This is a genomic window from Hyphomicrobium sp. 01T421 (assembly GCF_056398805.1).
In genome coordinates, this window is sequence record NZ_JBFTQC010000001.1 from 2,819,550 (window position 1) to 2,834,566 (window position 15,017).

General features: G+C 62.2%; 12 protein-coding genes and 1 riboswitch. Of the genes, 4 read left to right on the top strand and 8 right to left on the bottom strand.

Translation table 11 applies throughout. The features are described from left to right. Window positions 1-52: 52 nt before the first annotated feature. Window positions 53-424 carry a hypothetical protein gene (locus AC1DK3_RS13090; RefSeq protein ID WP_477192619.1) on the bottom strand — a complete coding sequence of 124 codons (372 nt, stop codon included), beginning with the start codon at window positions 422-424 and terminating at the stop codon, window positions 53-55. Next, on the bottom strand, window positions 421-831 hold the full coding sequence (locus AC1DK3_RS13095) for a hypothetical protein (RefSeq protein ID WP_477192620.1): 411 nt from the start codon (window positions 829-831) through the stop codon (window positions 421-423). Before AC1DK3_RS13095 ends, AC1DK3_RS13090 begins: the two co-directional genes overlap by 4 nt. Before the next feature lie 349 nt (window positions 832-1,180). Between AC1DK3_RS13095 and AC1DK3_RS13100 the strand changes: the two genes are divergently transcribed. The 4 genes from AC1DK3_RS13100 (at window position 1,181) to AC1DK3_RS13115 (ending at window position 4,068) form a co-directional block, all read left to right on the top strand. Continuing rightward, a complete protein-coding gene (locus tag AC1DK3_RS13100) occupies window positions 1,181-1,786 on the top strand; it encodes an outer membrane protein (protein WP_477192621.1) in 606 nt (201 codons plus the stop codon). A gap of 200 nt (window positions 1,787-1,986) precedes the next feature. Beyond that, window positions 1,987-2,727, top strand: coding sequence for an outer membrane protein (locus tag AC1DK3_RS13105; RefSeq protein WP_477192622.1), 741 nt, complete (start codon window positions 1,987-1,989; stop codon window positions 2,725-2,727). Window positions 2,728-2,929: 202 nt separating this feature from the next. Then, window positions 2,930-3,646, top strand: a complete 717-nt coding sequence (locus AC1DK3_RS13110) for an outer membrane protein (protein WP_477192623.1) — start codon at window positions 2,930-2,932, stop codon at window positions 3,644-3,646. Window positions 3,647-3,849: 203 nt separating this feature from the next. Continuing rightward, the gene (locus AC1DK3_RS13115) at window positions 3,850-4,068 is read left to right on the top strand and encodes a hypothetical protein (protein ID WP_477192624.1); all 219 of its coding nucleotides are present in this window, start codon (window positions 3,850-3,852) and stop codon (window positions 4,066-4,068) included. 48 nt (window positions 4,069-4,116) lie between these two features. Here AC1DK3_RS13115 and thiC read toward each other — a convergent pair whose 3' ends face one another. The 6 genes from thiC to AC1DK3_RS13145 all read right to left on the bottom strand — a co-directional run bounded on the left by thiC (window position 4,117) and on the right by AC1DK3_RS13145 (window position 15,016). Continuing rightward, complete coding sequence (thiC, locus tag AC1DK3_RS13120; RefSeq protein WP_477192625.1) at window positions 4,117-6,000, bottom strand: phosphomethylpyrimidine synthase ThiC; 1,884 nt, start codon at window positions 5,998-6,000, stop codon at window positions 4,117-4,119. 113 nt (window positions 6,001-6,113) lie between these two features. After that, window positions 6,114-6,224, bottom strand: a riboswitch (TPP riboswitch). A gap of 206 nt (window positions 6,225-6,430) precedes the next feature. Then, window positions 6,431-7,990, bottom strand: a complete 1,560-nt coding sequence (locus tag AC1DK3_RS13125; protein ID WP_477192626.1) for a DUF4332 domain-containing protein — start codon at window positions 7,988-7,990, stop codon at window positions 6,431-6,433. A gap of 86 nt (window positions 7,991-8,076) precedes the next feature. Then, window positions 8,077-8,874 (bottom strand): NAD(P)-binding domain-containing protein, encoded by a 798-nt coding sequence (locus tag AC1DK3_RS13130; RefSeq protein ID WP_477192627.1) that lies wholly within the window; start codon window positions 8,872-8,874, stop codon window positions 8,077-8,079. A 15-nt stretch (window positions 8,875-8,889) separates the two neighbouring features. Continuing rightward, window positions 8,890-11,031, bottom strand: a complete 2,142-nt coding sequence (locus tag AC1DK3_RS13135; RefSeq protein ID WP_477192628.1) for a hypothetical protein — start codon at window positions 11,029-11,031, stop codon at window positions 8,890-8,892. An 11-nt stretch (window positions 11,032-11,042) separates the two neighbouring features. Then, on the bottom strand, window positions 11,043-14,021 hold the full coding sequence (locus AC1DK3_RS13140) for a DUF4159 domain-containing protein (RefSeq protein ID WP_477192629.1): 2,979 nt from the start codon (window positions 14,019-14,021) through the stop codon (window positions 11,043-11,045). Next, a complete protein-coding gene (locus AC1DK3_RS13145; RefSeq protein ID WP_477192630.1) occupies window positions 14,018-15,016 on the bottom strand; it encodes a DUF58 domain-containing protein in 999 nt (332 codons plus the stop codon). The genes AC1DK3_RS13140 and AC1DK3_RS13145 overlap by 4 nt, the downstream gene beginning before the upstream one ends. Between the last annotated feature and the right edge of the window lies 1 nt (window position 15,017).

A 15,017-nucleotide genomic window follows, 5' to 3' on the forward strand; every position in this document is an offset into this window, starting at 1 on the left:
TGCCGGCTTTGAAAAGGGGTGTGCGACGATCCTTCCAGCGTTGCGGCGTTCTCTAGTTCCATCGGGGCTGAGAGATAAGCAGCGTGATGACGAATAGTGCGGCGGCGATTGACGGAAGGGCGAGAACGGCCAGCACCGCATTCGCTAGCCCACGGCGGTCCTTGCTCTTGAGGCCGTGGCCCACGGCGATGATTGCGCTGATGCCGCCGAGCACGCTCAGCCAAAGCAGGATGTTGAAGGACGATACGGAGCCGTCGGCGACGCCTGCGAGGAAGAAGTAGAGCGCGAGAAAAAGCGCGGCGATGTCGACCGCCAGGAAGGTTCGAAAGACGAGCATGGGAAATCCATTGAGCTGAAGCTTGGAGCGGGCGGCGGTATACCGTTGGCTGAGGTTGCTGCGTATTTCTGCGCGGCGTGCGGTCAACCACTGTGCCTGCGCATTTCCATAGCCCGGCCAAAGCCCGCGAGCAGCGTTCCGAGTCCGAAGAGGCTCAGAACGGCGAGCTGGAGAATGTCTTCAACGCCTTCCTTCTCGAACATGTAATCAGAGATATTGGCGTCCGCCGTCTTGAATCGGTCGAGGCTTTTCTCGCGTTCCGCTTCGGCTTCCTTGATCCTGTCGGCGGGGGCGTTCAACGTCTGGAGAAGAACGATGTGATTGTCGTGAACCGCCTTGATCTGCACTTGCGCCGATTGCTGAATGCTGAAGGCTGCAAGCCGCCATTCGATCTCGCGCTTCAACGGGTCGAGATAAAACATTTGCGTTGCCGTCGCCCCGAGCAGCAGCACGATCCCGAACAGTTCGCCGAGTTGGTATGTCTTAAAGCCCATTTCCTCACCCCCGATTTCTCCGCGTTCACCGTTTTTCTTTGATGGAGCAAAAGAGGAGATCGGGCCATTGATTTTCGGGATGAGCGTCGGCGAACGGATGGCCTCCGAGCGCAAGCCCAGCCGGGCGCGTCCGCGTCGGGGGCTGGGCTTAATCTCAGGTGGAGACTTCCCGGCGAATCATGTTCATTAAATTGAATCTCGTTCACAGGAAGGCTCGTATGAAATTGTCGCTTATTTCGGCCGCGGCGCTTATTGCGCTGGGGACGCCCGCACTCGCGGCCGATCTCGGAAAATTCGGCGCGACGCCACCCATTTCGCCGCCTTAGACTGGTCAGGCGCCTACGTCGGCTTGCAGGCTGGGTTTTCCAAAGATCATCAGGACTACGCCAATCGCGGATACGCGGAGCAGGAAGGCGAGAATTACTTACTCCACGACAGCGTGTCCGCGTTCGTCGGTGGCGGCCATGCCGGCTACAACTTCCAGCGGGGAAGGTTTGTCTACGGTATCGAAGGCGATCTCGAGTACAATGGCGTCGACAACTCCGTGGAATCCCCGAGAGAGTACTGGGGCTATCACGCGAAAATGGGCCTGCAGGGCTCTGCGCGAGTACGGCTCGGCTACGCTTTCGACCGTTCGCTAGTCTACGCCACGGCAGGTTTGGCCGTTGGCGAATTCTCCTTCCAAGATTACTGCAATTGGTGCTCGCCCCAAAGTGTATCTGGTTCCATGAGCCAAGTTCGTGTCGGCTGGACGGCTGGCGCGGGTTGGCAATACGCGCTCAACGACAGATTGTCGGTGCGCGCCGAATATCGCTACACGGACTTGGGATCGCCGACGGAAGATGTCTCCGAGTACTGGACCACTGCGGCCGGCTATGAGCAGTCCTACAAAGATACCATCGACCTTACGTCCCATGCTGTTCGCTTCGGTGTTTCATACGCGTTCGGCAAATAGCCTGTCGCAAGACGCGATAGACGGATTTGGAAAGGCCGGGCATTTGCCCGGCTTTTTTTGTTTCGCACATTGCCGTTCGGCAGAACCGGCCGCATGCGCCTAGAGGCTGAAAAACCAACCCTTCGGTGCTTGGTCTCACGTTGAGGATTGTGCGCGAATCATAGCAGTTGAACTGACCATCGTTCACTGGAAGGCTCGAAATGAAGCTGTCGTTCTTATCAGCTGCGGCGCTCGTTGCGCTGGGCACGCCTTTGTTTGCGGCGGATCTCGGAAAATTCGGCGCGACGCCACCCATATCGCAGCTGTACGACTGGTCAGGCGCCTACGTCGGCTTGCAGGCCGGGTATTCGCAGGCCCACCAGGAATCCAATCAAATCGGGTATAGTTTACTGCAGGGATGGGAATATCACGGAAGCGACAGCCAGCCCGCGTTCGTCGGCGGTGGCCACGCCGGGTACAACATTCGACGCGGTGCCCTCGTTTATGGCATCGAGGGCGATGTCGAGTTCAACGATGGCCGCAATACCTGGGCTAATCCGTCCGACGGCGTCTGGGGTTACAAGGCACAAACAGGGTGGCAAGGGTCGGCGCGGGTGCGGCTCGGTTATGCCTTTGACCGTTCGCTCGTCTACGCCACAGCAGGTTTGGCCGTCGGCGAGTTTTCATTCCAAGACTTCTGCGATTGGTGCTGGAATTCGGGCACCTCGGATTCGATGAACCAGACCCGTGTCGGCTGGACCGCCGGCGCTGGATTGCAACATGCGCTGAATGACAGATGGTCGATCCGCGCTGAGTATCGCTACACGGACTTTGGATCGCAGACGACAGATGTCTCCGAGTACTGGAACTATGCCACCGACGGCATTTGGCCCCTTAAAGAAAAATTCGATCTGACGTCTCACGCGGTTCGCTTCGGCGTTTCATACGCGCTCGGGAAATAACCAGCCCGCGAGATGCGATAAGCAGATTTGGAAGGCCGGATGAATGTCCGGCCTTTTTTGCTTTCCAGAACGCCGATGGTTTGGGCGCGCCTTTGCTGCAAGGCCCCTGCAAGGTTTGGGCTGGCGACTTAGTCTCCGATTGAGGACTTTGGCGAATCACTTCAGCAATCGGACTGATCAACGTCTAATTGGAAGGTCCGCTATGAGATTGTCTGTCTTGTCGGCCGTGGCGCTCGTCGCGATGGGGGCGCCCGCAGTTGGGGCAGATCTCGGAATGCCTCGCGCTACGCCGGCCATCTCGCCGCTTTACGATTGGTCCGGTTTGTACGTCGGCTTGCAGGCCGGGTACTCGAACACGAAGCAGAGCGTCGTCGACCGAAATTCGGACGACGAATTTCCTGATGGTGCTTCCGGCAGCGATCACCTGGGCGCATTCGTCGGCGGTGGTCACGCTGGCTACAACTTTCAACGGGGCCGGGTCGTCTTCGGTATAGAAGGCGACATTGAATACAACGATGGGCGCGACAAGGATTGGAGAGTTGGGCTCCTCTCGTGGGGCTTTGGCACGGATTACGGATTCCAAGGGTCGGTGCGCGGACGGCTCGGGTATGCCTTCGATCGTTCCCTCGTCTACGCTACGGCCGGTCTGGCCTTGGGTGAATTCTCGTTCGAACAATTCTGCGATTTTTGCGGGGCTGGAACCACGGGCTACAGGAGTGAGGTCCGCGTCGGCTGGACCGTTGGCGCGGGCCTCCAGTACGCCCTCGACGACAGGTGGTCGGTGCGTACCGAGTATCGCTACACGGACTTCGGATCGCAGACGGAAGATGTCTCGATCTGGGCGGAGCCATACAAGGACACAATGTCTCTGACGTCCCACGCCGTTCGCTTCGGCGTTTCATACGCGCTCGGCAAATAACCGTCGCAAGACGCGGTAGACGGATTAAAAAGCTGGGCATTTGTCCGGCTTTTTTTATGCATTGTCGGCGACGCGAAGGAGCGTGCATGGCGCGCGGGGGCGGCAGCGAGCCCCGCGTCCCGTTGTGGTGTGCTGCACTATTTCAATGTGCCTCGCCAATGCTTATAACGCCGTTTGGGGCATGTTTTGCTAGGAGTTGTCCGATGACCACTTGTGCCTGCGCGAACTGCCAATTCTATGACACCCATATGGGTGCTGCCGCAAAGCATAAGGAAAAGGATACCGGATTGTGCCGGTTCAATCCGCCCCTTCCCCAAACAGCGTCCGCCCATACGCGTGCAGCTTGGCCCGTTGTCGATAAGGCCGACTGGTGCGGGCATTTTGCGGCAACCGTGGAGCGCGTGACCTCGGTCGCGGCCTAAGCATCCGAAGCGGCATCAGCTCGTTCGTGCGTTGAGCACCGATGGTGCTCAATCCCCAATAGGCGGCACGCGAGCTGTTGTCTGCTTTCGCACTTCGTCCGCATCGAGATAAACCTCGTTCCCCATCGCCTTGAACTTCTCGCTCATCTCCGCCATGCCGGCTTCTTTGTCGTTCAGTGTCGCCGCGTAATCGCGGACGTCCTGCGTGATCTTCATCGAGCAGAACTTCGGTCCGCACATCGAGCAGAAGTGGGCGACCTTGTGAGCGTCCTTCGGCAGCGTCTCGTCGTGGAAGGCGACTGCGGTATCGGGATCGAGCGACAGGTTGAACTGGTCTTCCCAGCGGAAGTCGAAGCGGGCGCGCGAGAGCGCGTCGTCGCGGAGTTGCGCTGCCGGATGCCCCTTGGCGAGGTCGGCCGCGTGYGCCGCGATCTTGTAGGTGATGACGCCCGTCTTGACGTCGTCGCGGTTCGGCAAGCCCAAGTGCTCCTTCGGCGTGACGTAGCAAAGCATCGATGTGCCGAACCAGCCGATCATCGCCGCGCCGATGCCTGACGTGATGTGATCGTAGCCTGGCGCGATGTCGGTCGTCAGCGGTCCTAACGTATAGAACGGGGCTTCGCCGCAGGATTTCAGCTGCTTCTCCATGTTGACCTTGATCTTGTGCATCGGCACGTGGCCGGGGCCTTCGATCATCACCTGGCAGCCTTTGTCCCAGGCAATCTTCGTCAGTTCGCCGAGCGTTTCGAGTTCCGCGAATTGCGCGCGATCGTTGGCGTCGGCGATGGAGCCCGGACGCAACCCGTCGCCCAGCGAGAACGACACGTCGTACTTGCGCATCAGATCGCAGATCTCGTCGAAGCGCTCGTAGAGGAAGCTCTCCTTGTGATGCGAGAGGCACCACTTGGCCATGATCGAGCCGCCGCGCGAGACGATGCCCGTCACGCGGTTGGCGGTGAGGGGAACGAACGGCAGGCGCACGCCCGCGTGGATCGTGAAGTAATCGACGCCTTGCTCGCACTGCTCGATCAGCGTGTCGCGATAAAGCTCCCACGTCAGCTGCACGGGATCGCCGCCGCATTTTTCGAGCGCCTGATAGATCGGCACGGTGCCGATCGGCACTGGGCTGTTGCGAATGATCCATTCGCGCGTCGTATGAATGTTGCGGCCCGTCGAGAGGTCCATCACGGTGTCCGCGCCCCAGCGGATCGCCCACGCCATTTTCTCGACTTCCTCCTCGACGGACGACGTGACGGCCGAGTTGCCGATGTTGGCGTTGATCTTCACGAGGAAGTTGCGGCCGATGATCATCGGCTCGAGTTCGCCGTGATTGATGTTCGATGGAATGATGGCGCGGCCGCGGGCGATTTCGCTGCGGACGAATTCGGGCGTGATGTGTTCGGGAAGTTCGGCGCCGAAGCTTTGGCCATCTGCCAACGCGTCTTTGGCGCGCGCGAGAACGGCCTCGCGACCGAGGTTTTCGCGATGTGCGACGTAGATCATCTCCTTGGTGATGATGCCGTCGCGGGCGCGTTCGAATTGGGTGAGGGGTTCGGAGGCCGACGCACGCATCGGGCGATGAACCGTCGGGAAAACGCGCGCTGCGTGGGTGCCTGACACATTGCCGTTATCCTCGGGCTTCACGGTCCGGCCGTCGTAAGTCTCGAGGCCGGCGCGTCCGGCGTTCCACGCGTCGCGAATGCGGGGCAGGCCTTTCGTGACGTCGATTGTCTCGGATGGATCGGTGTAGGGCCCCGAGGGGTCATAGACGCGGAACGTCGGCTCTGCCGGGTCGGTCAGCGCAATTTCGCGGAAGGGCACGCGAATATCGTCGTGACCCTGAGGTGACGAATAGACTTTCGTTGAAGCCCGGTGCGGTCCGACGGTGACTTTCGGCGTTTGAATGTCGGCGGCGCGCGTGAGTTTATTCATGGCAGTTTTGCTCCTCTCGGCCACGCCTCTGTGAGGACGTGGCTGGGCGATGGCACGCGAAAAACGCGTGCGGACAAATGCGTTGCCCGGAAAGGTGCGGATTCGTGGCGTTGTGCCACTGCGTGCTCCGTCCCTTCGCCGGCATAACCCGGATCAGGTTCGAAGGGTGCTCGCGCTTCCACTACGCGATCTCAGCCGGATCACCGGCGCCCCTCGGAAAACGGGGAAACAGTGACTCCATTGGCCGACGTTTGCAAGCCTGGGGGGACAATTACCGCCGTCATCCCCGCGAAGGCGAGGATCCGCCCAAGTTGCCGGAGCCAAGACAGCGCGCTCACGTGCGTTTGGGCTACGGTTGCCATCTGCCTGGATGGATCCCGGGCTTCGCCGGGATGACGAAAAAAAACAGGCGCGCCTTGAATAGGCGAAGCTAGGCGGCGATGGCTTGTTTGGCGACAGTGACCCAGCCCTTGATCTTCTCGATGTCGGGCGGGCGGCCTTCGCGCAACACGCGCTTGCCGGCGGACGTCGTAACGAACCTCAATACATCGGCGGAAAGCGCAACGGGATCGGCATCGGCGACAGCCTGCGCCGTCCGATAGCCCGCGCCGACGAGCAATTGCGCGTGCGTGCCTCTGAGGCCGGGCACGGCCATCACGAGCCTTGCCTGATCCTGCCACTCGAGAAGCGTTTCGGCGTCGAGATGCGGATCATTCAGAAGCTCCGCGAGCGCATCCGGATCCTGTGCGAGGAAATCGCCGACGCTGTAGACGCCGATTGCCGCGATACGATCGGCGGTCTTCGGTCCGATGGACGGCGCGGCCTCGAGATCGTCGTCCGGCATAAGATATGTTTTCGCTTGGATCGTGCGCTCTTCCCATTGCCGGGGCGCAGGCGCCGGCTGGTAATGAGATGTCATGGTCTCGGCGCGCGGTCTTGGCGGCGGCGCTTCAGGCAGCGCGGGCGGTTGCTCGGAGATTTGCGCGAGCGATACGGCCGATTTGGCGACGGCGAGTTCCAGCGGAGTGTCGTCGCGGCCTTCGATGCGGGCCGCGCGCTCTTCGTTCCGCTCCGCGAGTTTGGGCGCCAGAACCTCGTTGTAATGAAGCTCGCGAATGGTCTTGTCGTCTTCCGAGAGCGAATGCCGGACAGTGCCGGTCGCGCGCAGTTCGTCATAGATGGCGGCAACGAGCTTTCTGTCTTCGGCGTTCGACAGCCGCTTCTCGATGAACTTCTGCGGGATTTCGGACATCGCGAGGAATGTTTCCGACGTCAGCGTCACTTCGGGCACCAGCACGTTCGCTTCGGTGATGGCGCGATCGAGAACCTTGCCGAAACTTGCCGACGCGTAGATCAAAAGTTCGGCGACGATGTTTTTGCCGATGTCGTCGAGGCCTTCCTCCGGCCGCGTCGCGCCCTTGTGGATGTCGTAGTGGGCGATGAGCTTTTCATAATAGCGATGCGAGAACTCGGCGCTATTGCACACGAATTCGGAGAGCCAGCGCGGACCGGCGGGAACGCGAACGTCCGGGTTCGGGTAGCGTTTTTCGCCGAGCGCGCGGAGCGTATTGTAAGAGCGATTGATGCTCCATTCGGCGGCGCGATGAATGGCGTTTTCGGCTTCGGTCTGGCCGGTATGAAACGGCATGACGGGATCAGTGAAGTAGTGGCTCAGCACGCCCGCGGCGTAGACGGCTTCGGGCCAATTACCGGCTTTGAGTTCAAAGACGGTGCGGCCGTACCATTCGTTGGTTTTCTCGAGCGCGCCGCCCCAATAGTTCTCGGAGACGTGCAGGACGTGGTTCTTGAAATCCTTGAACGTCACGTCGGGGGCTTTCGAACCCTCGAGGTAGCGGTCCACATGCTTCAGGAAGAGACGCGTCCAATCTTCGCTGTCGTCGCGCGCCATGGCTTCGAGCCCGTCGAGCGCCAGCTTATGATGGGTGCCATTGGCGTGCGTGGCGTAGACAATTCGGAAGAGAAGGGACATGGGAGCCTCAGGGTGAGCAACCGCTCCCGATGTCTACGTGAGTCGCGTTCCCCGCTCGATTGATTCGGTTCCCGTGTTGCAGGTCATCAACGATTTTCGCGGTTTCGTGCGTGCTTTTCGGCAGCGAGGTTGATGATATCGGCGCTGCCGCGCCGGTCGCGGGCTATTCTGCGGGCGAGGGCGGCGCGGCGGGCGAGCTGCACGACGTTCAGGTCACGCGGAACCGATTCGTCGGACAGGACGCGTTTCAGCGTCTCCGGCGTCAGTCCGCAGGCCGCACCGAGAGCGAGGGCCTCCTCGCGCGCAACGGATTGTGCGGCTTCGATGTAGCCCATCAGCGCGGCCGCAGCGTGCGCACTGCCGAGCGGGCCGGTGCGTTCGACGTTGCCGAGGAGCGCCAGAATGCTTTCCGCGATTTCGACCGAAGCGAGGTCGCCGCCAAGAAGAATTTTCGCGTGGCCGTGCAGCGTCGCCTCGGGGGCGCTGATCAATGCTGCATCGACCAACGCGACGTTTCGCGGCTCCAGGACTTCGAACAGCGTTTGGAATTCGCGCGGCGTGCGGGCGCCAAGATCGACAAGTACGGAGCCCGGCTGCAGTCCGCCCGCAAGGGCCTTCTCTCCGTCGCCTACGAGGAGCCGGCGGAAGGTCTCGGTGTCTTCGATGGCTGCAAGCACGATCGGGCATCGCATGGCGATGGTCGACTCGCTCGCCGGCTCGAGCATCTCGCCGTAGGCGACCGGTGGGGAGCCAGCCAGCGCAGCGTACATGACTCGGAGGCGGCAACCGGCGATGCGCTCGGCGATTGCCCCGCCGAATTCGTCATTGCCGATAACGCCGACCGGCCGATTGTTGAGAGCGTGACCCATTGTGTCGTGCCCCATTGTTAGTGCTTGTTGCTATCTTCCCTCACGCCACCAAGCCAACGCGATCAGGGCGAGCAGAGCCGAAAGCGCTGCGAGGCCCGTAAACATCGGCGTCAGCTTGACGCCGCGGGTCAGATAGGCTTGGCGATCCTTGAGGCCAAGCCAGCCGGACCCTGCCATCACCTTGGCGGCCGACATCATTGAGATACGCGGCACATCGATATCGGTTGCAGACGCGAGCACACTCGTCGGCTTTGTCCAGAAAACGCCGCCGCCCGTCGCATCGGCGATCGGCTTCATTTTCTGATCGGTCGCGGTCACTTCGCTCATTTCGCGCGGGTCTTCGACGCCGGCGTTGGCGACCGCCGTCAGTTCGCCATCGGGACCATCGGTTTCAATTTTATAGAGTCCGGGAAGCTTCACATCGATGGCCGAGCGCCACACGCCCGCTTCGACCGGCACGGCGTCGAGCGTGACGTTCGAGGTATCGCCGCCGGGGCCGAGGATCTTGACGGGGCCGACCTTGTCTTCCATCGAGCGCCGCTCGATCGTCAGCTTCAGGCCTTTGGCCGACGCGATGAGCCGCTCCTCCTCGAGGTCGGGCTCCTTCATCAGCCAATGCGAGAGACGGCGGAGAAGGTCGGTGTGCGGTCCGCCACCGTCGTAACCGCGGGCCCACAGCCACGCGTGATCGGACGTCAAAAGCGCAACACGGCCTTTGCCCTTCCGATCGAGGATGAGGAGAGGCTTGTCCTCGGCGCCGCTCATGACGACGCGGCCGCGCTGGGGCGTCACCTCGGCTTGGCGGTACCATTTTCCCCATGTCGGCTCCGGCGCGGCATCAGCCACTTGCGCCGCGTTCCAGCCAGGCAGGTCCTTGGTGACCGGATGTTTCTGTCCGTCCGGCGTCACCTTCGCCTTGAACGGCATTTCGAGGACACGGCCGGTCGGCGGAGCTGGCAGCACCGGCGCGAGCGGCGTTTTGTAAATGCTGTAGGGGCTCGCGTAATCGTCGCCGGCTGCAATGAGAAGCGCGCCGCCGTGATCGTTCACGTAGCGGGCGATATTGTCGTAATAGAGTAACTGCAGAATGCCGCGGTGCTCGTAGCGGTCGAAAATGATCAGGTCGAACTCGTTGATCTTTTCCGAGAAGAGCTCACGCGTTGGGAAGGCGATCAGCGAGAGCTGATTGATCGGCGTCCCATCCTGCTTTTCCGGCGGACGCAAAATCGTGAAATGCACGAGATCGACGGCCGCGTCGGATTTCAGAAGGTTGCGCCACGTGCGCTCGCCGGGATGGGGTTCGCCCGATACGAGCAGAACGCGGAGATTTTCGCGCACGCCTTCGGCCGCAACGACGGCGCGGTTGTTGGCGGTCGTCAGCTCGCCTTCGACGGGTTGAAGCTCGATCTCGACGATGTTCGTCCCGGTGTGCGGGATGGGCATGTCGATTTTGACGTTGCGATTGATTTCGGTGCGCACCGTCTCGTCGGGCTGGCCTTCGCGACGGACCTTCAAGGTTGCTACGCCTGAATTGGCGGACGGCGCGTGTCCCGTCTCGCGCACGGCGACCTGGATTTCGCGCGACTGTCCGACAAGGCCGTAGCGTGGCGCTTCGATGACTTCGATCCGCCGGTCGAACTCGTCGCGCTTGCCCGTCAACAGGGTGTGAACCGGCGCGTCGAAGCCGAGCGCCGCGGCGGACTTCGGAACGTCGTGCACTTGGCCGTCGGTTACGAAAACGACGCCAGCGATGCGGTCGGGCGCGGTGTCATTCAGCGCGGCGTTGAGGTCAGTGAAGAGGTTCGTTCCAGGCGGGGCCGTCTCGGAGGGAACGCCGCCCGTGACCCACTTGATATTGAGGTTCGGAATTTTCGCGAACTTCGTCTCGAGGTCGGAGCGGATCGCTTCCATTTGCTTGCTGCGGTCGGCGAGCTTCTGGCTCGGGCTTTCGTCGAGAACCACAATCGCGACGTTGGCGAGGCTTTCGCGCTGCTCTTCCTTGAGGATCGGATTGAACAGCGCGCCAATCAGCGCCGCGAGCGCGGCTGCGCGAATGAAGGCTCCGCGCGAACGGCGGAACAGCAGCGCCACGATCAGCGCGACAGCCAGCACCGTCAGGCCGATGAGGACCGGCGTCGGAAGGAGCGGGGCGAATGTGATCGACCAGTTCAAAAGTTATGCCTCTATTGACCCAGTCTCTCGAGGAGAGCGGGTACGTGAACCTGATCGGCTTTGTAGTTGCCTGTCAGCGCGTGCATGACGATGTTGATGCCGCCCCGGAACGCCATTTCGCGCTGCATCTCGCCGCCGGGCACGACCGGGTACATCGGGCGGCCGCGATCGTCGAGCGCCCAGGCGGCTGCAAGATCGTTCGATGTGATCATGATGGAGGTGACGCCGTCCGAGACGCGCGCCTTATGTGTATCGCTATCGTTGTTCGAAATGGCTTCAACCCAGAGCTGGCCGCCATCCCAACGTCCCGGGAACGTGCGCAACAGGTAGAACGACTTCGTCACGACGTGGTTTTCGGGAACGGGCTCGAGGCGCGGCACGTCGAGCTTGCTCAAGAGCCGCTGCAAGGCTGTGCCTCCGCGCCCCGCAAGCGGCAATGTATTCGCGCCGCCCTGACCGTAGTCCCGCGTATCGAATATGATCAGGCCGCCTTCCTTCATGTAGGCGTCGATCTTGGCGATCGTCGCGTCAGGAAGGGCTTCAGCAGATTCCAGCACAGGCCAATAGAGGATCGGATAGAAGGCGATCTCATCCTTGGTGATGTCGACGGCCGCGGGCTCGCCGGGTTCAACGGCGGTTCGGGTCTGAAGAACGCGGCCGAGCCCCTGCAAGCCGGCGCGGCTCGTTTCGTCGGTTTCGCGGTCGCCGCTCGTCACGTACGCGAGCGTGACCTTGCTCGTTGCATCGATCGCGGCTTTGTCGGCGGGTGTCGGCGCGCGGCGCACGACCTCCGGCCCCGACTGCTGCGGCTGCATCGGTGCGAAATTGTCGAGCTGCGGTATGTCCTGGAAATTCGGTTGAATGTCCTGGGCTTTGCCATCGCCCGCGCCTGCGAATGCAAGTACGGCGAACGCAAGCGCAGCAGCACCGGCACCGGCTGCCCTCGGGCGTCGCGGACGGCGTGAGAACAGCCCGCGCATGCCGCCGGCCTGCAGCAGCATCACGGCGAGGATGTCGAGGAAGAGAAGCATGAGTGCGGCCGAGAGCAATGCAGGTTTCAGCGCCGTGCTTGCCGCGTTGTCATAGCTCAACCGCGTGACGCCTGCCGGTAGCGACGGGAAGGGTATGAGCGCACTTTTCGCGTTAAGCACATTGAGTGCGCGCGGACTCGCCGACTGGCCATAGTAGCCCGGCGGATGCTCGAAGCTCGGTTTCGCCGATTGCAGTTCCGACGATTTCAGCGGCTCCGCGGTCGGCGGCGGGGATACGAGCGTGCCGAGGCCATTGAGCGTTTTCAGCGGCGCGAGGGAGCCGGCGTCGTTGCTCGGCTTCGCCGTCGCATCGCTGTTCTCGACCTTCGTGCCGCCGCCTTGTCCGGAAGCCGACGCGCCAACCACGCCCATGGTGGAAAGGCGGCGAAGCATTTCGACGAACAAGCCGGAGATCGGAAGATTGGACCAGTCGGAATTCGCGGTTACGTGGAAGAGCACCAATCGGCCCTTGCCGCGTTTCGCCGACGTGACGAGCGGTGTTCCGTCCTTGAGCCGCGCCCAGATCTCGACGTCGGGCGTGAGTTCGGCTGGATCGGCGAGAACCTGACGGTTGATCGTCACGTCCTTTGGAATTGCGAGACCGGAGAAGGGGCTGCTCTCATCGAACGGCGCAAGCGGTTGCGGCGACGACCACGACAAGGCGCCGCCGAGCGATCGGCCTCCCGAGCGCAGCGCGACGGGGAGGAGATCGTCGCCGGCCTTTTCAAGTCTCGGTCCGGCAAAGCGAACGAGCAGGCCGCCGCGATCGACAAAGTCGGCGACCTTTTCTGCGGCTTCGCCCGCGAGCGTGCCGATGTCGGCGAGCACGAGGACAGAGACGTTCTGCTTCAGAACGGAATCGAGACCCTGGACGAGGTTTGAATCCTTCGTGACGACGACGTCGGCGTAAGGCTTCAATGCCTTTTGGACATAGTAGAGCGGCGCCAACAGCGGCTGCGCCTCTTCGCGGCTTTCACCCGACAGAAGACCGACGCGGTGCCATTGCGTCATGGCATCGATCAGGCTCACGGCGCCCGCCGAGCGTTCACTCGCGATTTCGATGCGGGCGACCTGATTGCGCAATTCGAGCGGCAGTTCGAACGTCGCCTTCGTGGCCGTCGCTCCGGATGCGAGCTTGAACGGCGCTTCGCCGAGACGTTCGCCGCGCGCAGAAAAAGCGTTGACGGTGCCTTCGCGCGCGGGGCCTCCCGGCGACAGGACGACGGCTTCGAGCTTGCCCTTCTCGGCGAGGTTCGCGACGAGCCCTAAGGCCTCGCGGCCGTTCGTTTCGTCGAGCACGGCGAAGGTGCCGTTGCCCGACAGGTTTTGGAGCTTCTTCGCAACGTCGCCGACCTCGGATTTGTGGTCGATGCCGTCGTGCAGCCAGACGATGCTGGGGTTCTTGACCCCCGCTTCCGACAGCGCCGATTGCAAGGCGGCGAATGCGGATTCGCGATCGGGATCGAAGGGTTCGGGCGCGAGTGCGGCTGCCGTGCTGCGGGCTTCGCCCGGCGGTTCGATCTTGGCGTTGTGGAGTTTGCTCGTCGCGGCTGTCGGCACGATGACGACGGGGCGTCCGCCGCTTTCGGCTTCGCCGATGATGCGTTCGAGCATGTTCGCGCGTTCCGGCCAGCGGGACGCTGCCGCCCAGCCGTTATCGACGAACGCGACGACGGGGCCGGTGCCGCCGAGGTTCGAACCCTTCGACGGATTGAGAATGGGTTCGGCAAGCGCGAGGATGACGAGCGTTGCGGCGATGAGGCGAATGAGCGTCAGCCACCACGGCGTTTTCTCCGCGGTCTTCTCATTGTTCTCGAGGCCGACGAGAATGCGCGTCGGCGGAAATTCGACTTGCGTCGGGCGCGGGGGCACGGCGCGCAGAAGCCAGTAGATAACGGGCAGCGTGACGAGGGCCGCAAGCAGCCATGGATTGAGGAATGCGAGCGGGCCGAGGCTCATCGGGCGCGCTCCTTGGTTTGGGTCGAGACGGCATCCGAGCTCGACGACATCCAGCGATAGCCCGTCGCCGAGCCGTTGAGCCGCATCAGCAGCGACAGCAGAGGTTCGGAAGCCGGACGGTCGGTGTGATGCGTGAGGAGCGACCAGCCGAACCGCTTCGTCATTTCAGCAAGCTCGGCGCGGTGCGCCGCGAACCGCTCCTGATACTTGGGACGCAACGCTTCGACGCGATCGGCGACCCAGCGTTGGTTGCCCGAAGGCGACGTGAATTCCGTGCGGCCATGATAGGGCAGCGTTTCTTCCGCGGGATCGATGATCTGCACGAGATGGCCGCCGACGCCGTGGCCAGCGTAGCCTTCGAGGCGCTCGCGGAGCGCGTGCACGGGGGCCAGAAAATCGCTGAAGAGGATGAGGCCGGAAAAGCGATTGAGACCCGCGTTCGGCGGCAGGCTTTTCTGCGTCAGATCCGATTTGGCGTTGACGATGATCGTCTCGGCGATGCGCGTCACGGCATTGCGGTTCGCGGTCGGCAGCGTCTGTGCGAGAAGGGCGACGCGTTCGCCGCCGCGCACCAGAAGTTCGGCCGAGGCGAGCGCAAGCACGAGCGCGCGGTCTCGCTTCGTCACGTTCGACAGATGGCTTTTGAAATCCATCGACGGCGAGATGTCGGGCCAGAGATAGAGCGTGTGCGCCGCTTCCCATTCGCGTTCGCGGACGTATAGATGATCGGAACTCGCGGAGCGCCGCCAATCGACGAGGTTGGCATTCTCGCCCGGCTGATATTGCCTGAACTGCCAGAACGTCTCGCCGGGACCTGCCCGTCTGCGCCCGTGGATGCCTTGCGCGACCGTCGAGGCGATGCGCGCCGCTTCCATCAGCAACTCGGGCATGCGATCGACGAGCGATATGGCTTCGCGCTCAAGCCCCAGAACGCGCCGGCTTTCCGCTGTCGGGCCTTCGCTTCCGCCGCTTGTCCGCCCTAGTGGGCCCGCCATT

What these genes read in the sequence shown, in the direction of transcription:
- AC1DK3_RS13095 (WP_477192620.1), bottom strand. Translation starts at nt 831, where the DNA reads ATGGGCTTTAAGACATACCAACTCGGCGAACTGTTCGGGATCGTGCTG.
- AC1DK3_RS13105 (WP_477192622.1), top strand. Translation starts at nt 1,987, where the DNA reads ATGAAGCTGTCGTTCTTATCAGCTGCGGCGCTCGTTGCGCTGGGCACG.
- AC1DK3_RS13110 (WP_477192623.1), top strand. Translation starts at nt 2,930, where the DNA reads ATGAGATTGTCTGTCTTGTCGGCCGTGGCGCTCGTCGCGATGGGGGCG.
- AC1DK3_RS13115 (WP_477192624.1), top strand. Translation starts at nt 3,850, where the DNA reads ATGACCACTTGTGCCTGCGCGAACTGCCAATTCTATGACACCCATATG.
- AC1DK3_RS13125 (WP_477192626.1), bottom strand. Translation starts at nt 7,990, where the DNA reads ATGTCCCTTCTCTTCCGAATTGTCTACGCCACGCACGCCAATGGCACC.
- AC1DK3_RS13130 (WP_477192627.1), bottom strand. Translation starts at nt 8,874, where the DNA reads ATGGGGCACGACACAATGGGTCACGCTCTCAACAATCGGCCGGTCGGC.
- AC1DK3_RS13140 (WP_477192629.1), bottom strand. Translation starts at nt 14,021, where the DNA reads ATGAGCCTCGGCCCGCTCGCATTCCTCAATCCATGGCTGCTTGCGGCC.
- AC1DK3_RS13145 (WP_477192630.1), bottom strand. Translation starts at nt 15,016, where the DNA reads ATGGCGGGCCCACTAGGGCGGACAAGCGGCGGAAGCGAAGGCCCGACA.